This is a genomic window from Pseudomonas sp. 7P_10.2_Bac1, assembly GCF_025465935.1.
GTDB lineage: Bacteria > Pseudomonadota > Gammaproteobacteria > Pseudomonadales > Pseudomonadaceae > Aquipseudomonas.
Map to the genome: position 1 here is coordinate 57,861 of NZ_JANLNV010000080.1, position 23,758 is coordinate 81,618.

Consider the following 23,758-nt stretch of genomic DNA (forward strand, 5'->3'; position numbering starts at 1 on the left):
TGGCCAGCCTTTTTAACCCATTCCGAGGAATCGCCATGTTTAAAGTCAACGAATACTTCGACGGCACCGTCAAGTCGATTGCGTTCACACAAGCTGAAGGCAAAGCCACTATTGGCGTCATGGCCCCGGGTAAATACGAATTCGGCACCGCCGAGCGTGAAATCATGCACGTGGTCTCGGGCGAGCTGAAGGTCAAGCTGCCGGGCAGCAGCGAGTTTGAAACCTTCAAGACAGGCAGCCAGTTCAACGTACCGGCCAACAGCAAGTTTCAGCTTGAGGTCGCAGTAGATACCGCTTACCTGTGCGAGTACCGCTGAGTTAGAACGCCCTGTAGGCGCGAGCTTGTCTTGTGATCTTTTAAAAAGATCAAAACAAGCCCGCTCCTGCAGGTTTAGTCCGCTGTGTTGAACTGCAACGCCGCCAAGCGCGCATACAGCGGGTTACTGGCAATCAACTGGGCATGCGTGCCTACCGCTACCAGCTTGCCCTGATCCATCACGGCAATGCGATCGGCATTTTGCACCGTGGCCAGACGATGGGCGATCACCAGCGTGGTACGGCCTTCCATCAAGCTTGGCAACGCCTCCTGGATCAAGTGTTCACTCTGCGCATCCAGCGCACTGGTCGCCTCGTCCAACAGTAAAATCGGCGCATCTACCAATAACGCCCGGGCAATGGCCAAGCGTTGACGCTGCCCGCCCGACAACCCCTGACCGCCATCGCCCAAGTGGGTTTTGTAGCCCTGGGGCATCTGCAAAATGAACTCATGTGCATGGGCGATGCGCGCTGCTGCCTCTACCTGGGCATCGCTCGCTTGCGGGTTGCCATAACGAATGTTGTCTTCGACCGAACCAAAGAACAGCGCCGGGGTTTGCGAGACCAGGGCAAAGCAATGCCGCAAGTCGTGCGGGTCCAGTTGCTGGATAGGTCGCCCTTCCAGCAGGATTTGCCCTTGCTGCGGGTCATAAAATCGCAGCAGCAAGTCGAACAAGGTCGATTTACCGGCCCCCGACGGCCCGACCAACGCTAGGGTTTCGCCTGCGTTGATCGTCAGGCTCAGGCCCGCAATCGCGTAGCTTTCGGGACGCGATGGGTAAGAAAAAAGCACATCCTCAAGGCGCAAATTGCCTTCGACCCGTTCCGGCAGCACCTGCAGTCCCGTTTCGGGCACTCCAATCTGGCTCTTGGACTGCAGCAGTTCGCTGATCCGCTGTGCCGCGCCCGCCGCCTGTTGCAGTTCGCCGATGACTTCACTCAGAGTGCCGACGGCACTGCCGACCACAAGGCTGTAAAACACAAACGCAGCCAGTTCGCCACCGGTGATGCGCCCGGCGATGACATCCATGCCGCCCACCCAAAGCATCACCCCGACTGCGCCCAGTACCAGTGAGATCACCAGGGTAATCAGCCACGCACGCTGCAGAATACGCTTACGCGCGGTGGTAAATGCGCCTTCAACCGTTTGTGCAAAGCGCTGCTGGTCCTGCTGTTCATGGTTGTAGGCCTGCACGGTCTTGATCTGGGTCAGCGCCTCGGCCACGTAGCTGCCCACATCGGCGATGCGATCCTGACTTTGCCGTGACAGGCTGCGCACGCGGCGGCCAAAGAGCAAAATCGGCGAGAGCACCAGCGGCAAAGCGACCACCACGATACTGGTGAGCTTGGGGTTGGTGATAAACAGGAGCACCACGCCGCCGATGACCATCAGGCTGTTGCGCAGAAACAGTGACAGGGAAGAACCAATCACCGATTGCAACAAGGTGGTGTCGGTGGTCAGCCGGGACTGGATTTCAGAGCTGCGATTGTTCTCATAGAAACCGGGGTGCAAACCGATCAGGTGGTTGAAGACCTGACGGCGAATATCAGCCACTACCCGCTCACCCATCCACGAAACCAGATAGAAACGCACGAAGGTGCCCACTGCCAAACCCAGCACCAGCAGCAAAAACAGGCCAATGGACTGGTTAAGCATGTGCGGCGACTGAGTCATGAACCCTTTGTCGACCAGCATGCGAATGCCCTGCCCCATCGACAGCGTGATGCCCGCAGTGACGATCAAGGCCAGCAAGGCACCGAGGGCATGCCAGCGATAAGGAGAGACAAAATGGGTAACCAGACGAATGGCGCGGCGTTGACGGGAAGAAAGCATCGAAGGGTTCCGGAAGGTAATCTCTGAGGGGGCATGTGCAAAAGCCTTGCACAGCCTACAACGAACCGGCCCTGGGACTGGTAAACCTTTCTCACTCGTTTTGATTATGACCGGGTGCCGCAAGCCCTAGGCGTTAAAGTTCTAAAGTGAGGGTGGAAGTTTCCAGGTATTTCTGTTGGACTGGGTTACTCCACCAAGTGATGTAACAGCTTGGTCATTTAACGGATCTAAAGTAGCGCTACACCCTGATGAGGAGACAGGCCATGGAATCAATCAACACTCAAGCATTACCGGTAATTCGCACCCACCAGCAACTGTCTGGGTGCGCCTTTATCGACGCTGAAGGTAATGAAGTTCTCATCACTGAAGAGATGATTCAGAACGCCTGCCAAGAACTGGAACAGCGTTTGGTCAAACCTGCTAGCAAAGACTGAAGCTGACAACACCTGACTTGCCCGCGATCTTTTAAAAAGGTCAAAAGATCGCGAGGCAAGCTTGCTGCTACGCCAACTCTGCACCTAACGCTTTAACCATCTGCGTCAACTCTTGCGACTGCCCCACTATCCGCACCGGCAAGCCTTCGATTTCACGGCGTACCGGGTAGTGTTTGCGCAACGCGTCAAATGCCAGTTTCTGCTCCTGCACCGTGCCCACCAGGCTGCGGCGAAAGTCCGCATCGTCGCGGCGCGGGTCGTAGACGCCCCGGCACAACATGGCCAGCGCCCAGGCCGGATCACTCTCGGCGCTCAGCTCGACTTTGGCCAGCCAAGGTGCTGGCAGCAGGTCCGCCAGCTTGATGACCGCTTCCTGACCAAGAAAATCGCAGAACGCCTGGTAAATCTGCGCTGTACCGCGCTGCTTGCCGTCCAGGCTGTAGCCCGCGATATGCGGCGTTGCCAGCACGCACAGGTCGGCCAGTTCCACATCCACCTGCGGCTCGGCTTCCCAGACATCCAGCACCGCTTGCAGGTCTTCGCGCTGAGTCAGCACGTCACGCAAGGCGTTGTTATCAATCACCGGCCCCCGGCTGGCATTGATCAGCCAAGTGCCTTGCTTGAGCTGGTTCAGCCGCTGATGATCGAACAAGTGCCAGGTCGGATGTTCACCGGATTTATCCAGCGGGGTGTGCAAGCTGATGACATCGCAACGTTCGATGATCTGCTCAAGGCTCACGTAGCCATCGCCCTCGACTGCCTGACGCGGCGGATCGCAGACCAGCACGTTGAAGCCCAAGCCTTTCAGGACACTCACCAGCCGCCCGCCCACTTCACCGGCCCCCACTACACCATAGGTGCGCTGGTGCAGGGCGGCACCTTCGATCTCGGCCAGGGTCAGCAAGCTGCCAAGCACGTAATCCACTACCCCACGGGCATTGCAGCCCGGTGCGCTGGACCACTGAATGCCCTCTTGCTGAAAATAATCGAGTGCCAAATGATCAGTGCCGATGGTGCAAGTGCCGACAAAGCGCACGGCGCTGCCTTCAAGCAGGTCTCGGTCGACCTTGGTCACCGAGCGCACCAGCAACACATCGGCATCGTGCACGTCGGCCCGAGTGATCTGGCGCCCCGGCAAACGGCGTATCTCACCGAATTGGGCGAAGAATGCATCGATCAACGGAATATTTTCATCAGCAACAATCAGCATGGCAGGCTCCTTTCAAGGAGTGGCAGTGTAGGCGTTGTTGACACATTTTGGCGCGTATCAATCCAGCTTCTTGCGGATCCAGTACAGGTACTTGCCCGCCTCTTCTGTCTGCCCCACCAGTTCGTGGTCCAGAAACACGCAGAACTTGGGGATATCGCGCCGGGTCGACGGGTCGGTGGCAATGACTTTCAGCAAGCCCCCCGCCGGCAGGTCGCGAATGTGTTGGTGCAACATCATGACGGGCTCAGGGCAGTTCAGGCCGCTGGCGTCCAGGGTGCCGTCAACCGGCAGTTCAGCAACATTCATCAGAGACTCCTGAATCAACGAGATTTCGGCTTTTTCACGTCCAGTCGACGCAGATGGCAGGTCACTTCTTCTCGATCGTGGTACAGCTGCTTGCAGCCGATGTCGACCTGAATACCGCGCGCCTTGAAGCCGTCGGCAATGCGGTCGAGCAAACGGCGCACTTCGGCGTAGCGTTGTTTCATCGGCAGCTTCAAGTTGACCACGGCTTCGCGGCAATGCCCTTCGCCGATCCACTCTTCAAGCATCGCCGCATTGCGGGCAGGCTTTTCGACGATATCGCAGACCATCCAGTCCACCGGCTGCTTGGGCTTGAAGGTAAAACCATCGGCCATGAGGTGCTGCACCAGGCCGGTGTCCATCAGGCTTTCGGCCATCGGGCCATTGTCGACGGCGGTTACGAGCATGCCGCGATTGACCAGTTGCCAGGTCCAGCCACCGGGGGCAGCGCCCAGGTCAACGCCAGTCATGTCGCTGTGCAGGCGCTCATCCCATTGATCACGCGGGATGAAATGATGCCAGGCCTCTTCCAGCTTCAGAGTCGAACGGCTCGGGGCCTCACGCGGGAACTTGAGGCGCGGAATGCCCATCGGCCACATGGCCGAATTGTTGGACTCAGCCAGCCCCAGGAACACTTCACGGCCACTTTTGAAGGTCAGCAACAAGCGCGGTTTGTGATCGGCGTTTTCGACCAGCTTGCCCGCCTTGAGCAACGCCTTGCGCAGATGCACCTCGAACTTCTTGCAGAAGTTGGAGAGTTCCTTGCCGTCGTTGGTGTCGACCACTTCCAGCCACAGGCTGCCACACACCGGAAAATCGGCCATGTGCTCGAGAATCACGCTGATCCGGTCGGTTTCCGGCAGGTCAACAAAACCGCCACGCGCCCATTGCCGAGGGAAAATCAGTTCGCGAAAACGCACGTGCTGCATGAGGCGTTCAGCGCCGCCTGCTTCGGTGCAGACAAATTCGGCACAGGCCGCGCCCGGCTTGGCTTTGGCATAGCCAGACACATCATGACGGGCGGCCAGCTCAGAGATTTCAGAGCAGACCTCGCCTTCAAAACCGGGTCGGCAATGCATAAAAACGGTGTTCATTGAATTACTCCTGGGCAGCGGCAAGACATTAGACCGCTGCGCAACCTTGCCCCAGAGCAAGGTCTGTCACGAAAAGGCGGGCATCATAACTGAGTTCGGAACCTTGAAGCCGTATAGACAGTCCAGTTATTAGCCAGATCATTGAATCAGGGCTAGGTTAATAGCTCTGTTCGTACCCCACGATCCGTGCCGTGCGGATCAAAAGGAGTCATTTCATGTCCTCCCTCGATAGCCTGAAAAGCCTCGCCACACTAAAAGTCGCCGATAAGACTTATCACTACTTCAGCTTGCCGCTCGCCGCCAAAACCCTTGGCGATTTGAGCAAGTTACCGATGTCTCTCAAAGTGCTGCTGGAAAACCTGCTGCGCTGGGAAGACGGTAAAACCGTCACTGAACCCGACCTCAAGGCCCTCGCGGCGTGGCTCAAGGAGCGCCGCAGTGACCGCGAGATCCAGTACCGCCCGGCCCGGGTGTTGATGCAGGATTTTACCGGCGTACCCGCCGTGGTCGACCTGGCCGCCATGCGCGCCGCGATGGCCAAGGCCGGTGGCGACCCGCAGCGGATCAACCCGCTGTCGCCGGTTGACCTGGTGATCGACCACTCGGTGATGGTCGACAAGTTCGGCAGTACCAGCGCCTTTGAGCAAAACGTCGACATCGAAATGCAGCGTAACGGCGAGCGTTATGCGTTTTTGCGCTGGGGCCAGGATGCCTTTGATAATTTCAGTGTCGTGCCGCCCGGCACCGGGATTTGCCACCAGGTGAACCTGGAATACCTGGGCCGCACGGTCTGGACCAAAGACGAAGACGGCCGCACCTATGCCTTCCCCGATACGCTGGTCGGCACGGACTCGCACACCACCATGATCAACGGCCTGGGCGTGCTGGGCTGGGGCGTGGGCGGGATCGAGGCCGAAGCCGCCATGCTCGGCCAACCGGTGTCGATGCTGATCCCGGAAGTGGTGGGCTTCAAGCTCAGCGGCAAACTTAAAGAAGGCATCACCGCCACCGACCTGGTACTGACTGTCACGCAAATGCTGCGCAGCAAAGGCGTGGTCGGCAAGTTTGTCGAATTCTATGGCGACGGCCTGGCCGATTTGCCGTTGGCCGACCGCGCCACCATTGCCAACATGGCCCCGGAATACGGTGCGACCTGCGGCTTCTTTCCGGTAGACGAGATCACTCTGGACTACCTGCGGCTTTCGGGCCGCCCGGCCGACACGGTCAATTTGGTCGAGGCCTACTGCAAAGCCCAGGGCCTGTGGCGCGAAGCCGGGCAAGAGCCAGTGTTCACTGACACTCTGGCGCTCGACATGGGCACCGTCGAAGCCAGTCTGGCCGGGCCCAAGCGCCCACAAGACCGGGTTGCCCTGCCGAATGTCGCTCAGGCGTTCAGCGACTTTTTGAACTTGCAGTTCAAACCAGCCAGCAAAGAAGAAGGCCGCCTGGAAAGTGAAGGCGGCGGTGGCGTGGCCGTGGGCAACGCCGATCTGGTCGGCGAAGCGGATTACAGTCTGGACGGCAAAACCTATCGCCTGAAAAACGGCGCCGTGGTGATTGCCGCCATTACCTCGTGCACCAACACCTCCAACCCGAGCGTCATGATGGCGGCAGGCCTGGTGGCCAAAAAAGCCGTCGAGAAAGGCCTGAAAAGTCAGCCTTGGGTAAAAACCTCGCTGGCGCCCGGCTCCAAGGTGGTCACCGACTACTACAAAGCGGCAGGGCTGACACCCTACCTCGACCAACTGGGCTTCGACCTGGTGGGCTATGGCTGCACCACGTGTATCGGCAACTCCGGGCCGCTGCCCGAGCCGATTGAAAAAGCCATCACCCAGTCCGACCTGACCGTGGCGTCGGTACTGTCAGGCAACCGCAACTTTGAAGGCCGCGTTCACCCGCTGGTCAAGACCAACTGGCTGGCCTCGCCACCGCTGGTGGTCGCCTATGCTCTGGCCGGTACTGTGCGCATCGACATCAGCAGCGAGCCGCTGGGCGTGGGCAAAGACGGCAAACCGGTGTACCTGCGCGATATCTGGCCCAGCCAGAAAGAAATCGCCGACGCCGTGGCGCAAGTCAGCACCGGCATGTTCCACAAGGAATACGCCGAGGTGTTTGCCGGTGACGAACAATGGCAAGCCATCGAAGTGCCGCAAGCGGCGACCTATGTGTGGCAGGACAGCTCCACCTACATCCAGCACCCGCCATTCTTCGAAGACATTGACGGGCCATTGCCGGTGATTGAAGACGTCAAAGGCGCGAACATCCTGGCGCTGCTCGGAGACTCGGTGACCACCGACCACATCTCCCCTGCCGGTAACATCAAGGTCGACAGTCCGGCCGGGCGTTACCTGCGCGAAAAAGGCGTCGAGCCACGTGACTTCAACTCCTACGGTTCGCGCCGTGGCAACCATGAAGTGATGATGCGCGGCACATTCGCCAATATCCGCATTCGCAACGAAATGCTTGGTGGCGAAGAAGGGGGCAATACGCTGTACATCCCGACCGGCGAAAAACTGGCGATCTATGATGCCGCCATGCGTTATCAAGCCTCGGGAACGCCGCTGGTGGTGATTGCCGGCCAGGAATACGGCACCGGTTCAAGCCGAGACTGGGCGGCCAAGGGCACCAATCTGCTGGGCGTCAAAGCGGTGATTGCCGAAAGCTTCGAGCGTATCCACCGCTCCAATCTGGTGGGCATGGGCGTATTGCCCTTGCAGTTCAAGCAGGGCCAGAACCGCAAGAGCCTGAAACTGACCGGCAAGGAGACCTTGGACATTCTCGGGCTGACCGGGGCCGAGTTGCAGCCACGCATGAACCTGACCCTGGTGATCACTCGTGAAGATGGCCAACAGGAACAGGTTGAAGTCTTGTGCCGGATCGACACCCTCAATGAAGTGGAATACTTCAAGGCGGGCGGCATCTTGCACTACGTGCTACGCCAGTTGATTGCGTCGTAAACACTGAATAACCGCAGGAGTGAGCTTGCCTCGCGATCTTTTGACCTTTGAAAGATCGCGGGGCAAGCTCGCTCCTACGGGTTTGTGTCTGTAATAATCGTGCGCCCTTCTCCCCCCCAAGGATTCGCATGATCGCCCTGCCCTGGCCTTATCTCGCCCTCTTGACCCTCGGCTACGGCATTGCCCTGAGCTATGGCCAATTAGGCGTTCAAGCTGTTATTGCCCTGGCCGCCCTGGTGGTGAGCGGGCTTGCTGCCCACCAAACCCAACGATCATGGCTGCGCTATGCCGGGCACGCAGTGTTTGTGTTGTTGGCGCTGGCCTTGGCCCTGCACTGGTTGCCCGGCTTTCATAACGGTCGCGCGATCGACCCCGAGCGTCTGACCCCGGATGCCGTGCCTTTTTCGATGTACCTGAATCTGGACAAATCCCTGATCGGCTTTTGGCTGTTGCTGGTGTGCCCGTGGATTGCACCGCGGTTTGACTGGAGGGCCTCGGTGGGCGCCACGTTATTGGGGCTGGTGCTGGCTGCGATCACCGCGCTGGGCGGTGCGCTGCTACTGGGCATCATTAGCTGGGCGCCCAAATGGCCGGCTCAAGGCACCCTCTGGCTGGTGAATAACCTGCTACTGGTCACGCTGGTCGAAGAAGCGCTGTTTCGTGGCTATCTCCAGGGCGGGTTGAGCCGCTGGTTCAAGCAATTGCCTTACGGGCAAACCCTGGCTCTGGTCATCGCCTCGCTGTTGTTCGGCCTGGCACACATCGGCGCTGGCTGGCAGTGGGTGCTGCTGGCGGGGATTGCCGGGCTTTGCTATGGCCTGGCCTATCGCTTTGGTGGGCTAAGTGCGGCGATCGCAACGCACTTTGGGCTCAACGTGCTGCACTTGGCATTTTTTACCTATCCGATGCTGGCGCCTTAGTTATCGGCGCTACGGTAGCCACCGCGTTCACCGACGCGGTGGCTACCGAAATATTAATTAAACAATTCCCTACGCATGCCGACAGCCTTTCAAAGTCTTGCGGATTGAAACGACATGCGTAACAACCAGCCCATCACCCAGCGCGAGCGTACATTCCCCGCGCAGCAACGGTTGATTTCCACTACCGATACCAAAGGCGTGATCACCTACTGCAACGACGCGTTCGTCGAGATCAGCGGATTCTCGCGTGATGAGCTGGTGCGTGCGCCGCATAACCTGGTACGCCATCCGGATGTACCTTCAGCGGTGTTCGAGCACATGTGGAGCACCCTTAAAAAGGGCATGCCGTGGATGGGCATCGTCAAGAACCGCTGCAAGTCCGGCGATCACTATTGGGTAAATGCCTACGTGACCCCGGTGTTTGAAAACGAACGCGTGGTGGGCTATGAGTCTGTGCGAGTCAAGCCGACGGCCGAACAGATCCGCCGCGCCGAAGCGCTGTACCAGCGCCTGAATCGTGGCAAACCCGCCGTGCCCCGCCGTGACAAGTGGCTGCCGGTCTTGCAGGACTGGTTGCCGTTTATTCTGGTCAGCCAACTGAGCTTTCTCATTGGCGCGGCGCTCAACTCCAGTTGGGGCTTTGCCTTGGCGGCGTTACTGTCGATTCCATTGGGCCTGCTTGGCCTGACCTGGCAGCAACGCGGCATCAAGCGTTTGCTGCGTCTGGCCGAGCAGACCACCTCGGACCCACTGATTGCCCAGATGTACACCGACAGCCGCGGCCCGCAAGCGCGTCTGGAAATGTCCATCCTGAGCCAGGAAGCACGCCTCAAGACCTGTCTGACCCGTCTGCAAGACACGGCTGAACATTTGAGCGAGCAAGCACGTCAATCGGATGCGCTGGCCCACAAGAGTTCCAGCGGGCTGGAGCGCCAGCGGGTTGAAACCGAACAGGTGGCCACCGCCGTCAACCAGATGGCGGCGACCACTCAAGAAGTCGCCAACCATGTGCAGCGCACTGCGGATGCCACCCAGGAAGCCAATCGGCTGACCCACCAGGGCCGAAACATCGCCGGCGAAACCCGCGATGCCATTGAGCGCTTGTCGGTGGTGGTGGGTGAAACGGGCGCCACGGTGACCCAGCTAGCCAAAGACAGCGACGAAATCGGCGGTGTCGTCGACGTGATCAAGAGCATTGCCGACCAGACCAACCTGCTGGCCTTGAACGCCGCCATTGAAGCGGCACGTGCCGGTGAAATGGGCCGCGGCTTTGCCGTAGTGGCCGATGAAGTGCGGCAACTGGCGCAACGCACCAGCACCTCGACAGGCCAGATTCACGGCTTGATTGCCAAGCTGCAACAGACCGCTGCCACCGCCGTAAACACCATGGACGCCGGGCATCGCCAGGCACAAGAAGGCGTAGCACGGGTACTGGAAGCTGACGCGGCGCTGGTCGGGATCAGTGAAGCAGTGGCCAATATCACCGACATGACCGCCCAGATTGCTGCCGCCACCGAAGAGCAAAGTGCCGTGGCCGAAGAAGTCAGCCGCAACATCAGCACCATTGCCGACTTGGCTGACCAGACCTCGGAACAGGCGCAGCACTCAGCGCTTTTGAGTGAAGAACTGGCGCAGACCGTGAATATCCAATATTCGCTGGTGGAGCGGTTTAACCGCTGACGAGGCGCGAAGCCGGCGATCTTTTGATCTTCTATGGCAAAAGATCGCTCGGCACGCTCACGCCTACAAGGCCAACTTCAACCCGCTGGCTATCTTGTCTGCTGCACTGTCCAGATGCTGCTCGTGGGTGAAGCCTGACGCTTTGAGCGGCTTCAAATCGTGATCCGCCGCCGCTAACCACGCCACTTCAATGCTCGGCGACAGCGAGTAGGTTTGCACGGCTTCGCGATTGCCCAGCGCGTCGCGCTCGCCTTGCACGATCAGGGTCGGCGTGTGCAGTTCGGCCAAGTGCGCAACCCGGGGTTTTTCCGGCTTGCCCACGGCATAGAACGGATACCCCAGGCACACCAGCCGATCCACAGCCAAATCATCCGCCACCAGGCTGGCCATGCGCCCGCCCATGGACTTGCCGCCGATGGCTAATTGCCCAGCGACATGCCGTCGCACCTCGCTGTACACCTCGCGCCAGCTTTCCAGCAATTTAGCCTGAGGGTTGGGCGGCCGTTTGCCACCCTCGAGGCGACGTTGCGCCATATACGGGAACTCGAAGCGCAGCACGTTGACCCCGCGTGCAGCAAGGCGCTGCGCCATCCCGGTCATCCAGGCGCTGTCCATCGGCGCGCCTGCGCCGTGAGCCAGGATCAGTGTGGTCGCTGACGCGGTGTGCGCTGCGTCCCACAGCCAGCCCCGTGTCTGCACGCAGTTCGCCCATTGATCCTCGTCAATACCCACTTTGCTGCCTACGCCCATGCTTGCCTCGCTTTTAGTCTGCCTATAACTCCAGGCGTGCATTGCACTCGCCTGATCCGTGGATGGGGAACCATGAACACTTCTATCAGTACCGCCTACAACTATAGGGTGGTCCGCCAATTTGCCATTATGACGGTGGTTTGGGGCATCGTCGGTATGGGGCTCGGCGTTTTGCTCGCTGCGCAGTTGGTCTGGCCCGAACTGAACTTCGATTTGCCCTGGACCAGTTTCGGGCGGTTGCGCCCACTGCACACCAACGCGGTGATCTTCGCGTTCGGCGGTTGTGCACTGTTTGCCTCCTCGTTTTACTCGGTGCAACGCACCTGCCAAACCACGCTGTTCGCCCCCAGGATCGCGACATTTACCTTTTGGGGCTGGCAACTGGTGATTCTGCTGGCGGCCATCAGCCTGCCATTGGGTTACACCAGCTCCAAGGAATACGCCGAGCTGGAGTGGCCGATCGATATCCTGATCACCATCGTCTGGGTCGCCTACGCCATCGTGTTCTTCGGCACGATCATGCAGCGCAAGACCAGGCATATCTACGTGGGCAACTGGTTTTTCGGCGCGTTTATCGTCACCGTGGCGATTTTGCACATCGTCAACAATCTGGAAATCCCGGTCAGTTTCACCAAGTCTTACTCGCTGTACGGTGGCGCTACTGACGCCATGGTTCAGTGGTGGTACGGCCATAACGCCGTGGGCTTTTTCCTGACGGCGGGCTTTTTGGGGATGATGTATTACTTCGTGCCCAAACAGGCTGAGCGACCGATCTATTCGTATCGCTTGTCCATCGTGCACTTCTGGGCGCTGATTACCCTGTACATCTGGGCTGGGCCGCACCACTTGCACTACACCGCATTGCCAGACTGGGCGCAGTCGCTGGGCATGGTGATGTCGCTGATTCTGTTGGCACCCAGCTGGGGCGGCATGATCAACGGCATGATGACCCTCTCGGGCGCCTGGCATAAGTTGCGCAGCGACCCCATCCTGCGCTTTCTGGTGGTCTCGCTGGCGTTCTACGGCATGTCGACCTTTGAAGGCCCGATGATGGCCATCAAGACCGTCAACGCCCTCTCCCATTACACCGACTGGACCATCGGCCATGTGCACGCCGGGGCGCTGGGCTGGGTGGCGATGATTTCCATCGGTGCGATGTACCACATGATCCCCAAAGTCTTCGGCCGCCCACAGATGTACAGCATCGGCCTGATCAATGCGCACTTCTGGCTGGCCACCATCGGCACCGTGCTCTACATCGCCTCGATGTGGGTCAACGGTATCGCCCAGGGCCTGATGTGGCGAGCCGTCAACGCCGACGGCACGTTGACCTACTCCTTCGTCGAAACCCTGGTGGCCAGCCATCCGGGCTACGTCGTGCGGTTGATCGGCGGAGCGATTTTCCTGAGTGGCATGTTGCTGATGGCCTACAACACCTGGCGCACCGTGCGTCATGCCGAGCCTGCTGAAGTTGTCGCTGCAGCGCAGATGGCCTGAGGAGTCCGCCATGAAACACGAAGTGATTGAAAAGAATATCGGTCTGATGCTGTTGCTGATGATCCTGTGCGTGAGTGTCGGCGGCCTGACGCAGATCGTGCCGCTGTTTTTCGAGGACGTGACCAACACGCCCGTAGAAGGCATGAAGCCCTACACCGCGCTGCAACTCGAAGGCCGTGACGTGTACATCCGTGAAGGCTGTGTGGGCTGCCACTCGCAGATGATCCGCCCGTTCCGTGCCGAGACCGAGCGTTATGGCCACTACTCGGTGGCCGGCGAAAGCGTGTGGGATCACCCGTTCCTGTGGGGTTCCAAGCGCACCGGGCCGGACCTGGCGCGGGTGGGTGGTCGCTACTCGGATGACTGGCACCGTGCGCACTTGTACAACCCGCGCAACGTCGTGCCCGAATCGAAAATGCCGGCTTACCCGTGGCTGGTATCGACGCCAGTGGACAGCAGCCATACCGCGAAAAAACTCGAAGTGATGCGCACCCTCGGCGTGCCTTACACCGATGAAGACATTGCCAATGCCAAACAGTCGGTCAAAGGCAAAACCGAAATGGACGCGCTGGTCGCCTACCTGCAAGTGCTCGGCACTGCGATCAAGAGCAAGAGGTAAGCCATGGTGTTTGAGATCAATAGCGCAATGATTCGCGGGTTAGGCACGGTGGTGGTTGCAGTGGCATTTATCGGTCTGGCGCTGTGGGTGTTCAGCCCGCGACGCAAGGCAGAGTTCGATGACGCGACCCTGCTGCCATTCAAGGACGATCCCGAGGCCATCAAACACGTCAAGCAGGAACAAGCGGCCAGGAGTAACAAAAATGTCTGAGTTCTGGAGTCTCTATGTCAGCGTATTGACCATTGGCACGCTGATCGGTCTGACCTGGCTGCTGTTCGGTACACGCAAGGGCGAGAAAAAGAGCGAGACCCACGAAACCATGGGTCACAGCTTTGATGGCATCGAGGAGTACGACAACCCGCTGCCACGCTGGTGGTTCCTGTTGTTCATCGGCACGCTGGTGTTCGGGGTCGGCTATTTGATCCTCTACCCGGGCCTCGGTAACTGGAAAGGCCTGCTGCCGGGTTATGAGGATGGCTGGACCGGCGCCCACGAGTGGGAAAAGGAGATGGACAAGGCCGATGCCCGGTTCGGACCAATTTTTGCCAAGTACGCGGCGATGCCCGTCGCGCAGGTGGCACAGGACCCTGCCGCGCTGAAAATGGGCGGCCGCCTGTTTGCGTCCAACTGCTCGGTGTGCCACGGCTCGGATGCCAAGGGCGCGTTCGGCTTTCCTGATCTGACGGACGCATCCTGGCGCTGGGGCGGCGATGCCGACACCATCAAGGCCACAATCATGGGCGGACGTATCGCAATGATGCCGGCCTGGGGTGAAGTGCTGGGTGAAGACGGGGTCAAGAATGTCTCGGCCTATGTTCGCCACGACCTGGCAGGCCTGCCGTTGCCGCAAGGTGCGTCGTTCAATCTGGACGCGGGCAAGCAAGCGTATGACACCACCTGCGTGGCGTGTCATGGCGCTGGCGGCAAAGGTAACCCGCTGCTCGGCGCCCCGGACCTGACCACACCCGCTGCCTTTATCTACGGTACCGGCCTGGCGCAATTGCAGCAGACCATCCGCCATGGTCGTCAGGGCCATATGCCTGCGCAAAACGAACTGTTGGGCAACGACAAGGTGCAATTGGTAGCCGCCTATGTGTACAGCTTGTCGCGAGGTGACTCAGAGGAAAAAACCATGGAATAACGTCTGACACGGCAGGAGCGACGGCGAGTCGCCCCCACAAAGATGTATACAACATTGTGAACAAAATCTGGACTTTCCGTCTTTCCTCTTTTACTTTCTCCCTCAGGGCTGGCTCGCCAGCCCCCTCGCCACACCCTTCCACGCAGCGTTAATCAATCCATGGATTTTTGCAGGAAGGCCGCAGAACAAGGGCTGCAAGGCAGATGCCGGGGTCAGGCTGCGTTGCAATAGCCCTATGCTTTATCCATACTTGCGACCATTTTGCCCCTAATAACTATAAAACCGTGGAACCTTGCGATGAGCACAGCAATCAATCCGACTGCTTATAACTATAAGGTCGTCCGCCAGTTCGCCATCATGACGGTGGTCTGGGGGATCCTGGGCATGGGGCTTGGGGTCTTTATTGCGTCACAGTTGGTGTGGCCTGAACTCAACCTGGATCTTGAGTGGACAACCTTCGGTCGTCTGCGCCCCTTGCACACCAACCTGGTGATTTTTGCCTTTGGTGGCTGCGCGTTGTTCGGGACGTCTTTTTACGTGGTGCAGCGCACCTGCCAGACGCGGCTGATCTCTGACCGCCTGGCCGCGTTCACCTTCTGGGGCTGGCAAGCGGTCATCCTCGGGGCAATCATCACCTTGCCGCTGGGCTACACCACCACCAAAGAATACGCTGAGCTGGAGTGGCCGTTGGCTATCCTGCTGGCCATCGTCTGGGTGGCCTACGGTATTGTCTTTTTCGGCACCATAACCCGGCGTAAAACCAAGCACATCTATGTGGGCAACTGGTTCTATGGTGCGTTCATTGTGGTGACGGCCATGCTGCACGTGGTCAACCACGCGTCGCTGCCAGTGAGTTTCTTCAAGTCTTACTCGGCCTATGCAGGCGCCACCGATGCCATGATCCAGTGGTGGTATGGCCACAACGCAGTCGGGTTTTTCCTGACCACCGGCTTTCTGGGCATGATGTATTACTTCGTGCCCAAGCAGGCCGAACGGCCGATTTACTCGTATCGGCTGTCGATCGTGCACTTCTGGGCGCTGATCACCCTGTACATCTGGGCCGGCCCGCATCACTTGCACTACACCGCCTTGCCGGACTGGGCACAGTCACTGGGCATGGCCATGTCGATCATTCTGCTGGCCCCCAGCTGGGGCGGCATGATCAACGGCATGATGACCCTCTCGGGCGCCTGGCATAAGTTGCGTACCGACCCGATCCTGCGCTTTCTGGTGGTCTCGCTGGCGTTCTACGGCATGTCGACTTTCGAGGGCCCGATGATGGCCATCAAGACCGTCAACGCCCTCTCCCACTACACCGACTGGACCATCGGCCACGTTCACGCCGGTGCGTTGGGCTGGGTGGCGATGATTACCATCGGCTCGATGTACCACATGATCCCGCGCCTCTACGGCCAGACGCAGATGTACAGCATTCGCCTGATCAACATCCACTTCTGGCTGGCCACCATCGGCACCGTGCTGTACATCGCCTCCATGTGGGTCAACGGCATCACCCAGGGCTTGATGTGGCGAGCGATCAACGATGACGGCACGCTGACCTACTCGTTCGTGGAAGCCCTGCAAGCCAGTCACCCCGGCTTTATCGTTCGCGCCATCGGCGGAGCCATTTTCGCCAGCGGCATGCTGTTCATGGCCTACAACGTGTTCCGCACCATCCGTGCCTCGAACCCGGCGCAAGCCGAAGCCGCGAGCACGATTGCCGTTGTGGGAGCCCACTGATGATCAAGCACGACACTATCGAGAAGAACCTTGGCCTGATGGCCTTGCTCATGGTCATTGCCGTGAGTATCGGCGGGCTGACACAAATCGTTCCCTTGTTTTTCGAGGACGTGACCAACAACCCGGTGGAAGGCATGAAGCCTCGCAGCGCGCTGGAGCTAGAAGGCCGCGACATCTATATCGCCAACGGCTGCGTGGGCTGCCATTCGCAAATGATCCGCCCGTTCCGTGCCGAGACCGAGCGCTACGGCCATTACTCGGTTGCCGGTGAAAGCGTATGGGACCACCCGTTCCTGTGGGGTTCCAAACGCACCGGCCCGGACCTGGCCCGGGTGGGCGGACGTTACTCCGATGACTGGCACCACGCGCACTTGTACAACCCTCGCAACGTGGTGCCAGAGTCGATCATGCCGGCTTATCCCTTCCTGGTTGAGCGCACGCTGGACGGCAAGGATACGGCCAAGAAGATGGAAGTCTTGCGCACCCTGGGCGTGCCTTACACCGATGCCGACATTGCCGGTGCCAAGGACGCAGTGAAGGGCAAGACTGAAATGGACGCCCTGGTGGCTTACCTCCAGGGCCTGGGCACACTCATCAAGAGCAAACGGTGATCTGAATGGATATCGGGATGATTCGTGGCCTGGGCACGCTGGTGGTGATGGTGGCTTTTATTGGTCTGGCCTTGTGGGTGTTCAGCCCCAAGCGCAAGTCCGAGTTTGACGACGCAACGCTGTTGCCGTTCAAGGACGACCCCGAAGCCATCAAGCACGTCGAGCAAGAACAAGCGTCCAGGAGCAAAAACAAATGACCGAGTTCTGGAGTGTGTACGTCACTGTCCTCACCCTGGGCACCCTCTTCGCCTTGACCTGGCTGCTGTTTGCCACGCGCAAGGGCCAGCGCAGCGAGCAGACCGAAGAAAAAGTCGGGCACGCCTACGATGGGATCGAGGAATATGACAATCCGCTGCCTAAATGGTGGTTCATGCTGTTTGTGGGCACCATCATCTTCGCCCTGGGTTACCTGGTGCTGTACCCGGGCCTGGGTAACTGGAAAGGCCTGCTGCCGGGTTACCAGTATTTGGACACCAAAGAACAGACCCCGTTTGCCAATGGCCAGACCGGCTGGACCGGCGTGCATGAATGGGAAAAGGAAATGGCCAGGTCGGACGCCCGATTTGGGCCGATCTTTGCCAAGTTCGCCGCCATGCCCATCGAAGAAGTAGCCAAAGACCCGCAAGCGCTGAAAATGGGCGGTCGCCTGTTTGCCTCCAATTGCGCGGTGTGCCATGGCTCTGATGCCAAAGGCGCGTTCGGCTTTCCAAACCTGACTGACTCCTCCTGGCGCTGGGGCGGCGATGCCAACACCATCAAGGCCACGATCATGGCAGGGCGTGTCGGGGTGATGCCAGCCTGGGGTGAAGTGCTGGGTGAAGATGGGGTCAAGAATGTATCGGCCTATGTTCGTCATGACCTCGCAGGCCTGCCGCTGCCGCAAGACGCCTCGTTCAATCTGGACGCGGGCAAGCAAGCCTTCAACACCACTTGCGTGGCCTGTCATGGCGCCAACGGCAAAGGTAACCCGCTGCTCGGCGCACCGGACCTGACCACACCCACAGCCTTTATCTACGGCACCAGCCTGGCACAGTTGCAACAGACCATTCGCCACGGGCGCAAGGGCCAGATGCCGGCGCAAGCCGAATTTCAAGGCAACGACAGGGTGCACCTGTTGGCGGCCTACGTGTACAGCCTGTCCCATGGCGATGAGGCCAAACCTGCGGAGTAAGCCCGATTGCATCGCCCCGGGTTGAGGGGCGCTTTGTTTCATCATGTTTTCGAGATTGTTGGGGGTCGCCAAAAGTAGTAACGTTTCTACATTAGCTTTTTGGAGAGGATCACGCCATGACCATCACCACGATTTCGAGCCGTGAATTCAATCAAGACACAAGCGGTGCCAAAAAAGCATCGCAACAAGGGCCTGTTTACATCACCGACCGTGGCCGCCCCGCGCATGTACTGCTATGCATGGAGGAGTACCAACGACTGACCGGCCAGCACGCAAGCATCGTCGACCTGCTCGTCATGCCTGAAACGCCTCCGGTTGAATTCGAACCCGAACGAGCAATCATCGCGCCGCGCCCCGTGGACCTCTAATGTTCCTGCTCGATACCAACGTGGTTTCAGAACTCCGCAAGCCCCAGGCTCACCCATGCGTGGTGGCCTGGGCCAGCAGTGTGCCCGCCTACAAGCTGTATATTTCGGCCATTACCTTGCTGGAAATTGAAACGGGCATCCTGCGTCTGGAACGCCAGGACCCACAGCAGGCTGCGCCGTTGCGAAACTGGCTCGAAGCCCACGTGATACCGGCGTTTGCCGGGCGCGTATTGTCGATTGACAGCATGGTTGCCAGACGCTGCGCCCGCCTGCATGTACCTGACCGCAGCAATGAATGTGACGCCCTGATCGCGGCAACGGCCCTGGTCCACGGCATGACAGTCGTGACCCGCAACACTCAGGATTTCGCCCTCAGTGGAGCACCGCTACTCAACCCGTGGGAGCCCTGAACCAGGGTTTTGACCCTGTACTCGGCGCCTTAAGTCAATTGATCCACGTCATGATTTACAGCAACTCCTATACCAAGTTAAGGCGCTTCGGAACGCGACCAAAGGTCGCACCCTTGAGCTAGAGTCCCAGGGGTATCATTGCGCCATCGCAACACCTTCTGACCGCGGTTGGCACGTACTGGCCGTGGCACTTAACTGCCGTGGTAAGTACTCATGAGCGATAAGATTCAGGTCCACAACGTTACGCCGCCTGCCGATAAAAACGCTGACAGTATCGACCTGTACGCAGCTCGAGAAAAAATCTACACCCGCGCCTTTCAAGGTTTCTTCCGCCACGTTCGCATGGTCGGTGGCACCCTGCTGTTTTTGCTGTTTTTTGGCACCGTCTGGCTCAACTGGGGCGGCCATCAGGCCGTGTGGTGGAACCTGCCCGAGCGCAAATTCTTTATTTTCGGCGCCACGTTCTGGCCACAGGACTTCATCCTGCTTTCGGGTCTGCTGATTGTCGCCGCCTTTGGCCTGTTCTTCATAACCGTATACGCGGGTCGCGTCTGGTGCGGCTACACCTGTCCGCAAAGCGTGTGGACGTGGGTGTACATGTGGTGCGAAAAAATCACCGAAGGTGATCGCAACCAGCGCATCAAACTCGACAAAGCGCCAATGAGCGCCAACAAGTTCGTGCGCAAATTCAGCAAGCACACTTTGTGGTTGCTCATCGGCCTTGTCACCGGCTTGACCTTTGTCGGCTACTTCGCCCCGATACGCGAGCTGGTTGTCGATTTCTTTACCGGCCAGGCCGATGGCTGGGCTTATTTCTGGGTCGGTTTTTTCACCCTCGCCACTTACGGCAACGCCGGCTGGCTGCGCGAGCAGGTGTGCATCTATATGTGCCCGTATGCGCGTTTCCAGAGCGTGATGTTCGACAAGGACACATTGATTGTGTCTTACGATCCGCGTCGCGGTGAGGTACGCGGCCCGCGGAAAAAAGACGCTGATTACAAGGCAAAGGGCCTGGGGGACTGTATCGACTGCACGATATGCGTTCAGGTGTGCCCTACCGGTATCGACATTCGCGACGGCCTGCAGATCGAATGCATCGGCTGCGCAGCCTGCATCGATGCCTGCGACGAAGTTATGGACAAGATGCACTATCCGCGCGGCCTGATCAGCTACACCACCGAGCACAACCTGTCTGGCCAGAAAACCCATATGTTGCGCCCGCGCCTGATTGGCTACGCACTGGTGTTGCTGACCATGATCGGCCTGCTCGCTGCGGCTTTCTACACCCGCTCGCTGGTAGGCCTGGATGTCAGCAAGGACCGCGTGCTCTATCGCGAAAACGCCGAAGGGCGGATCGAAAACGTCTACAGCCTGAAAATCATGAACAAGGACCAGCGCGACCACACTTATGTGCTGCAAGCCAGCGGTCTGCCGGACCTGAAGCTGCAAGGCAAGCGCGAAATCAGCGTCGCGGCAGGCGATATTGTCAGCCTGCCAGTCGAATTGTCGGTGGCCCCCGAGCAGTTGCCATCCAGCACCAACGAGGTGTTTTTCATCCTCAAGGATGCCGATAACAGCGACATCACTATCAAAGCCAAGAGCCGATTCATCGGCCCGCATATCCGTTAAGAGAAACTGTCCATGCCCGCCACAAATTCCTACAGCCCTTGGTACAAGCACATTTGGCCATGGATCATCATTGCCATTCTCACCTGCTCGGTGACGCTCACCCTGTCGATGGTCACCATTGCCGTTAACAACCCGGACAACCTGGTCAACGACAACTACTACGAGGCCGGCAAAGGCATCAACCGCTCACTGGACCGCGAACTGCTGGCGCAAGCCCTGCACATGAAGGCCAAGCTGCGCCTCGACGAACTGACCGGCGAAGTGGTGCTGCTGCTAGAGGGCAACAGCCACCCCAAGACCCTGGAGCTGAACCTGATCTCGCCCACACAACCGGAAAAGGACCGTGGACTCATCCTGAACCAAAGCCCGTCTGAGCCGGGGCGCTATACCAGCCAACTGGATGACAAGGTTGAAGGCCGTCGCTTTGTCGAACTGCTGGGGGTGGAAAATGGCAAGACCTGGCGCCTGTTTGAAGAAGAACTTGTGGATCATGACAAAGACCTGATGCTCGGCGATGAACCGATCCAGGGCGCAGAAGAGCGCAGTCACTAAATGGATTACACCGTAGGTGCAGCCTTGAGCACGATGTTGCCCAGCCCGAACGTGCCCGTCACCTCATGACTGCCCTCACGCCTTGCTACCACTGTGCCCTGCCCGTTCCCCACGGCAGCCGGTTTACCGCCGAGGTGCTGGGCCAGGACCGTGAATTCTGCTGCCTGGGGTGCCAGGCGGTAGCGCAAGCGATCGTGGCGGGCGGGCTGCAAAGCTACTATCAGCACCGCAGCGAAGCCTCTGCCAACCCCCAGGCCCTGCCGGTGCAACTGGTAGAAGAACTGGTCTTGTATGACCGCCCCGACGTGCAGAAGCCTTTTGTCCGGCACGAGGGCGAGCAAGCCGAAACCACGCTGCTGATCGAAGGCATCAGTTGTGCCGCGTGCGGCTGGTTGATTGAAAAGCACTTGCTTCACCTGCCCGCCGTGAGTGAAGCCCGGCTCAACCTGTCCAACCATCGTCTGCACCTGCGCTGGGCTGACGGCCAGTTACCCTTGAGCGATGTCCTGCGCGAGTTGCGCCAGATCGGTTATGCCGCCCACCCTTATCAGGCGGACCGCGCGACCGAGCAACTGGCCCGTGAAAACCGTCTGGCCTTGCGCCAGCTTGGTGTTGCCGGCCTGTTGTGGTTTCAGGCAATGATGGCAACCATGGCCACCTGGCCCGAGTTCAATATCGATCTCAGCCTCGAGATGCACACCATCCTGCGCTGGGTCGCGCTTTTTCTGACAACCCCAATCGTGTTTTACAGCTGTGCGCCGTTCTTTAAAGGGGCCATGCGTGATCTGCGCACCCGCCATCTGACCATGGATGTCTCGGTGTCACTGGCCATCGGTGGCGCGTATGTGGCGGGTATCTGGACCGCCATGACCGGGGATGGCGAGCTGTACTTCGACGCCGTCGGGATGTTCGCCCTGTTCCTGCTCGCCGGGCGTTACCTTGAACGTCGCGCCCGTGAGCGCACGGCGTCAGCCACCGCGCAGTTGGTCAACCTGCTGCCCGCTTCGTGCTTGCGCCTGCAGGCTAACGGCCAGAGCGAACGGATTCTGCTGAACGAGTTGAACGTGGGCGACCAGGTATTGGTCCACCCCGGCGCCGTACTGCCGGCCGACGGCAGGATTGTCGACGGTCAATCGAGTATCGATGAATCCCTGTTGACCGGCGAATACCTGCCGCAACCGCACAACGTGGGCGATGCGGTCACCGCTGGCACCTTGAATGTCGAGAGCGCCTTGACGGTCGAGGTACTGGCCCTGGGCCAGGACACCCGCCTGTCAGCCATCGTACGCTTGCTGGACCGGGCGCAAAACGAAAAGCCGCGGCTGGCTGAAATCGCCGACAAGGCTGCGCAATGGTTTCTGCTGTTCTCGTTGATCGCAGCAGCAGTGATCGGCCTGCTGTGGTGGCAGCTCGACCCGGCCCGCGCGTTCTGGATTGTACTGGCGATGCTGGTGGCCACCTGCCCATGCGCATTGTCACTGGCGACCCCGACTGCCTTGACCGCCGCCACTGGCACCTTGCACTCACTTGGCTTGCTGCTGACCCGCGGCCATGTGATCGAAGGGTTGAATCAGATCGACACTGTGATTTTCGATAAAACCGGCACCCTGACCGAAGGCCGTCTGACCTTGCGCGCCATTCGGCCCTTGCGCGATCTGGGTAACGATCAGTGCCTGGCCCTCGCGGCCGCGCTCGAAAATCGCTCCGAGCACCCGATTGCCCGCGCTTTTGGCCGTGCCCCACACGCTGCTCAAGACGTGCACAGCACTCCGGGGCTGGGCCTTGAAGGCTGGGTTGGCGGGCAGCGCTTGCGAATCGGCCAGCCAAGGTTTGTATGCCAGCTGAGTGGCTGTGCAGAGCCGGTCATGCCAAGCGAACCCGGCCAATGGCTACTGCTGGGAGACACCGAGGGTGTGTTGGCCTGGCTGGTACTCGACGATCGCCTTCGCACCGATGCTGCGGCGTTAGTGGCCGCCTGCAAGGCGCGTGGCTGGCGTACGGTGCTGCTGTCGGGGGACAGTTCGCCCATGGTTGCCAGTGTGGCGGCTGAACTGGAACTGGATGAAGCCCGGGGCGGATTGCGCCCGGACGACAAGCTGCACGTCCTGCAAGCGCTGCATAGCCAAGGCCGCAAAGTGTTGATGCTCGGTGACGGCGTCAATGACGTACCCGTGTTGGCCGCAGCCGATATCAGCGTGGCGATGGGCTCGGCCACGGACCTGGCCAAGACCAGTGCCGACGCGGTGTTGTTGTGCAACCGACTGCAGGTTCTGGTACAGGCATTTGACCTGGCACGACGGACCCGTCGAGTCATCATCGAGAACCTGCTGTGGGCCGGTTTGTACAATGGCCTTATGTTGCCCTTTGCAGCGCTGGGCTGGATTACACCGATCTGGGCCGCAGTCGGCATGTCGGTCAGTTCCTTGATCGTGGTGCTCAACGCCTTGCGCCTGACCCGCATCCCACGAGCGGCGCATACTCAGCCCACGTCAGACACTCGCCCGCTACCGGCCTGATCGGTCG

Annotated in this window: 23 protein-coding genes; 18 read left to right on the forward strand and 5 right to left on the reverse strand. The window is 59.4% G+C overall.

Annotated elements, in window-relative coordinates:
* The first annotated feature begins 35 nt into the window (after positions 1-35).
* Entirely contained in the window at positions 36-317 is a 282-nt protein-coding gene (locus NTD86_RS17090; protein ID WP_048368843.1) for a pyrimidine/purine nucleoside phosphorylase, read from the forward strand.
* A gap of 74 nt (positions 318-391) precedes the next feature.
* On the opposite strand, the gene NTD86_RS17095 is transcribed toward NTD86_RS17090, so the two are convergent.
* On the reverse strand, positions 392-2,149 hold the full coding sequence (locus tag NTD86_RS17095; protein WP_262203921.1) for an ABC transporter transmembrane domain-containing protein: 1,758 nt from the start codon (positions 2,147-2,149) through the stop codon (positions 392-394).
* A 263-nt stretch (positions 2,150-2,412) separates the two neighbouring features.
* On the opposite strand from NTD86_RS17095, the gene NTD86_RS17100 reads away from it, so the two are divergent.
* Positions 2,413-2,583: a PA1571 family protein gene (locus tag NTD86_RS17100; protein WP_262203923.1), complete on the forward strand. Its 171-nt coding sequence runs from the start codon at positions 2,413-2,415 to the stop codon at positions 2,581-2,583.
* A 67-nt stretch (positions 2,584-2,650) separates the two neighbouring features.
* Here NTD86_RS17100 and pdxB read toward each other — a convergent pair whose 3' ends face one another.
* From pdxB to rlmM, 3 genes are read right to left on the reverse strand one after another with little or no spacing between them, the layout of a single operon-like run.
* A complete protein-coding gene (gene pdxB / locus NTD86_RS17105; protein WP_262203924.1) occupies positions 2,651-3,793 on the reverse strand; it encodes a 4-phosphoerythronate dehydrogenase PdxB in 1,143 nt (380 codons plus the stop codon).
* A 57-nt stretch (positions 3,794-3,850) separates the two neighbouring features.
* A complete protein-coding gene (tusA, locus tag NTD86_RS17110) occupies positions 3,851-4,099 on the reverse strand; it encodes a sulfurtransferase TusA (RefSeq protein ID WP_262203925.1) in 249 nt (82 codons plus the stop codon).
* Between the two features lie 14 nt (positions 4,100-4,113).
* Positions 4,114-5,190 carry a 23S rRNA (cytidine(2498)-2'-O)-methyltransferase RlmM gene (gene rlmM / locus NTD86_RS17115; RefSeq protein WP_262203926.1) on the reverse strand — a complete coding sequence of 359 codons (1,077 nt, stop codon included), beginning with the start codon at positions 5,188-5,190 and terminating at the stop codon, positions 4,114-4,116.
* Positions 5,191-5,405: 215 nt separating this feature from the next.
* On the opposite strand from rlmM, the gene acnA reads away from it, so the two are divergent.
* The 3 genes from acnA (at position 5,406) to NTD86_RS17130 (ending at position 10,747) form a co-directional block, all read left to right on the forward strand.
* Positions 5,406-8,147, forward strand: a complete 2,742-nt coding sequence (gene acnA / locus NTD86_RS17120) for an aconitate hydratase AcnA (protein WP_262203928.1) — start codon at positions 5,406-5,408, stop codon at positions 8,145-8,147.
* A 128-nt stretch (positions 8,148-8,275) separates the two neighbouring features.
* Entirely contained in the window at positions 8,276-9,067 is a 792-nt protein-coding gene (locus tag NTD86_RS17125) for a CPBP family intramembrane glutamic endopeptidase (protein ID WP_262203929.1), read from the forward strand.
* 114 nt (positions 9,068-9,181) lie between these two features.
* Positions 9,182-10,747: a methyl-accepting chemotaxis protein gene (locus NTD86_RS17130; protein WP_262203930.1), complete on the forward strand. Its 1,566-nt coding sequence runs from the start codon at positions 9,182-9,184 to the stop codon at positions 10,745-10,747.
* 63 nt (positions 10,748-10,810) lie between these two features.
* Here the strand turns inward: NTD86_RS17130 and NTD86_RS17135 are convergent, their stop codons facing one another.
* Positions 10,811-11,497, reverse strand: coding sequence for an alpha/beta family hydrolase (locus NTD86_RS17135; protein ID WP_262203932.1), 687 nt, complete (start codon positions 11,495-11,497; stop codon positions 10,811-10,813).
* Between the two features lie 72 nt (positions 11,498-11,569).
* On the opposite strand from NTD86_RS17135, the gene ccoN (NTD86_RS17140) reads away from it, so the two are divergent.
* From ccoN (NTD86_RS17140) to NTD86_RS17200, 13 genes are all read left to right on the forward strand, one after another.
* Positions 11,570-12,994, forward strand: a complete 1,425-nt coding sequence (gene ccoN / locus NTD86_RS17140) for a cytochrome-c oxidase, cbb3-type subunit I (RefSeq protein ID WP_262203933.1) — start codon at positions 11,570-11,572, stop codon at positions 12,992-12,994.
* Between the two features lie 10 nt (positions 12,995-13,004).
* Positions 13,005-13,613 (forward strand): cytochrome-c oxidase, cbb3-type subunit II, encoded by a 609-nt coding sequence (ccoO, locus tag NTD86_RS17145; protein ID WP_262203934.1) that lies wholly within the window; start codon positions 13,005-13,007, stop codon positions 13,611-13,613.
* A 15-nt stretch (positions 13,614-13,628) separates the two neighbouring features.
* Positions 13,629-13,823 (forward strand): cbb3-type cytochrome oxidase subunit 3, encoded by a 195-nt coding sequence (locus tag NTD86_RS17150; RefSeq protein ID WP_262204117.1) that lies wholly within the window; start codon positions 13,629-13,631, stop codon positions 13,821-13,823.
* Complete coding sequence (ccoP, locus tag NTD86_RS17155; protein ID WP_262203935.1) at positions 13,816-14,754, forward strand: cytochrome-c oxidase, cbb3-type subunit III; 939 nt, start codon at positions 13,816-13,818, stop codon at positions 14,752-14,754. The genes NTD86_RS17150 and ccoP (NTD86_RS17155) overlap by 8 nt, the downstream gene beginning before the upstream one ends.
* Positions 14,755-15,051: 297 nt before the next feature.
* On the forward strand, positions 15,052-16,494 hold the full coding sequence (ccoN, locus tag NTD86_RS17160; RefSeq protein ID WP_262203937.1) for a cytochrome-c oxidase, cbb3-type subunit I: 1,443 nt from the start codon (positions 15,052-15,054) through the stop codon (positions 16,492-16,494).
* 2 nt (positions 16,495-16,496) lie between these two features.
* The gene (gene ccoO / locus NTD86_RS17165) at positions 16,497-17,105 is read left to right on the forward strand and encodes a cytochrome-c oxidase, cbb3-type subunit II (RefSeq protein WP_410016990.1); all 609 of its coding nucleotides are present in this window, start codon (positions 16,497-16,499) and stop codon (positions 17,103-17,105) included.
* Between the two features lie 5 nt (positions 17,106-17,110).
* Complete coding sequence (locus NTD86_RS17170) at positions 17,111-17,302, forward strand: cbb3-type cytochrome oxidase subunit 3 (RefSeq protein ID WP_262203940.1); 192 nt, start codon at positions 17,111-17,113, stop codon at positions 17,300-17,302.
* Positions 17,299-18,276, forward strand: coding sequence for a cytochrome-c oxidase, cbb3-type subunit III (gene ccoP / locus NTD86_RS17175; protein ID WP_262203941.1), 978 nt, complete (start codon positions 17,299-17,301; stop codon positions 18,274-18,276). Before NTD86_RS17170 ends, ccoP (NTD86_RS17175) begins: the two co-directional genes overlap by 4 nt.
* A 116-nt stretch (positions 18,277-18,392) precedes the next feature.
* Positions 18,393-18,644, forward strand: a complete 252-nt coding sequence (locus tag NTD86_RS17180) for a type II toxin-antitoxin system Phd/YefM family antitoxin (RefSeq protein ID WP_262203942.1) — start codon at positions 18,393-18,395, stop codon at positions 18,642-18,644.
* Positions 18,644-19,054: a type II toxin-antitoxin system VapC family toxin gene (locus tag NTD86_RS17185; RefSeq protein ID WP_262203943.1), complete on the forward strand. Its 411-nt coding sequence runs from the start codon at positions 18,644-18,646 to the stop codon at positions 19,052-19,054. The genes NTD86_RS17180 and NTD86_RS17185 overlap by 1 nt, the downstream gene beginning before the upstream one ends.
* A 213-nt stretch (positions 19,055-19,267) precedes the next feature.
* A complete protein-coding gene (gene ccoG, locus NTD86_RS17190) occupies positions 19,268-20,683 on the forward strand; it encodes a cytochrome c oxidase accessory protein CcoG (protein WP_262203944.1) in 1,416 nt (471 codons plus the stop codon).
* A 12-nt stretch (positions 20,684-20,695) separates the two neighbouring features.
* Entirely contained in the window at positions 20,696-21,235 is a 540-nt protein-coding gene (locus NTD86_RS17195; protein ID WP_262203945.1) for a FixH family protein, read from the forward strand.
* A 65-nt stretch (positions 21,236-21,300) separates the two neighbouring features.
* Positions 21,301-23,751, forward strand: coding sequence for a heavy metal translocating P-type ATPase (locus NTD86_RS17200; RefSeq protein ID WP_262203947.1), 2,451 nt, complete (start codon positions 21,301-21,303; stop codon positions 23,749-23,751).
* Positions 23,752-23,758: the final 7 nt, after the last annotated feature.

Coding starts and splice junctions, on each gene's coding strand:
- NTD86_RS17090 (WP_048368843.1), top strand. CDS start 36: ATGTTTAAAGTCAACGAATACTTCGACGGCACCGTCAAGTCGATTGCG.
- NTD86_RS17095 (WP_262203921.1), bottom strand. CDS start 2,149: ATGCTTTCTTCCCGTCAACGCCGCGCCATTCGTCTGGTTACCCATTTT.
- NTD86_RS17100 (WP_262203923.1), top strand. CDS start 2,413: ATGGAATCAATCAACACTCAAGCATTACCGGTAATTCGCACCCACCAG.
- pdxB (WP_262203924.1), bottom strand. CDS start 3,793: ATGCTGATTGTTGCTGATGAAAATATTCCGTTGATCGATGCATTCTTC.
- tusA (WP_262203925.1), bottom strand. CDS start 4,099: ATGAATGTTGCTGAACTGCCGGTTGACGGCACCCTGGACGCCAGCGGC.
- rlmM (WP_262203926.1), bottom strand. CDS start 5,190: ATGAACACCGTTTTTATGCATTGCCGACCCGGTTTTGAAGGCGAGGTC.
- acnA (WP_262203928.1), top strand. CDS start 5,406: ATGTCCTCCCTCGATAGCCTGAAAAGCCTCGCCACACTAAAAGTCGCC.
- NTD86_RS17125 (WP_262203929.1), top strand. CDS start 8,276: ATGATCGCCCTGCCCTGGCCTTATCTCGCCCTCTTGACCCTCGGCTAC.
- NTD86_RS17130 (WP_262203930.1), top strand. CDS start 9,182: ATGCGTAACAACCAGCCCATCACCCAGCGCGAGCGTACATTCCCCGCG.
- NTD86_RS17135 (WP_262203932.1), bottom strand. CDS start 11,497: ATGGGCGTAGGCAGCAAAGTGGGTATTGACGAGGATCAATGGGCGAAC.
- ccoN (WP_262203933.1), top strand. CDS start 11,570: ATGAACACTTCTATCAGTACCGCCTACAACTATAGGGTGGTCCGCCAA.
- ccoO (WP_262203934.1), top strand. CDS start 13,005: ATGAAACACGAAGTGATTGAAAAGAATATCGGTCTGATGCTGTTGCTG.
- ccoP (WP_262203935.1), top strand. CDS start 13,816: ATGTCTGAGTTCTGGAGTCTCTATGTCAGCGTATTGACCATTGGCACG.
- ccoN (WP_262203937.1), top strand. CDS start 15,052: ATGAGCACAGCAATCAATCCGACTGCTTATAACTATAAGGTCGTCCGC.
- NTD86_RS17170 (WP_262203940.1), top strand. CDS start 17,111: ATGGATATCGGGATGATTCGTGGCCTGGGCACGCTGGTGGTGATGGTG.
- ccoP (WP_262203941.1), top strand. CDS start 17,299: ATGACCGAGTTCTGGAGTGTGTACGTCACTGTCCTCACCCTGGGCACC.
- NTD86_RS17180 (WP_262203942.1), top strand. CDS start 18,393: ATGACCATCACCACGATTTCGAGCCGTGAATTCAATCAAGACACAAGC.
- NTD86_RS17185 (WP_262203943.1), top strand. CDS start 18,644: ATGTTCCTGCTCGATACCAACGTGGTTTCAGAACTCCGCAAGCCCCAG.
- ccoG (WP_262203944.1), top strand. CDS start 19,268: ATGAGCGATAAGATTCAGGTCCACAACGTTACGCCGCCTGCCGATAAA.
- NTD86_RS17195 (WP_262203945.1), top strand. CDS start 20,696: ATGCCCGCCACAAATTCCTACAGCCCTTGGTACAAGCACATTTGGCCA.
- NTD86_RS17200 (WP_262203947.1), top strand. CDS start 21,301: ATGACTGCCCTCACGCCTTGCTACCACTGTGCCCTGCCCGTTCCCCAC.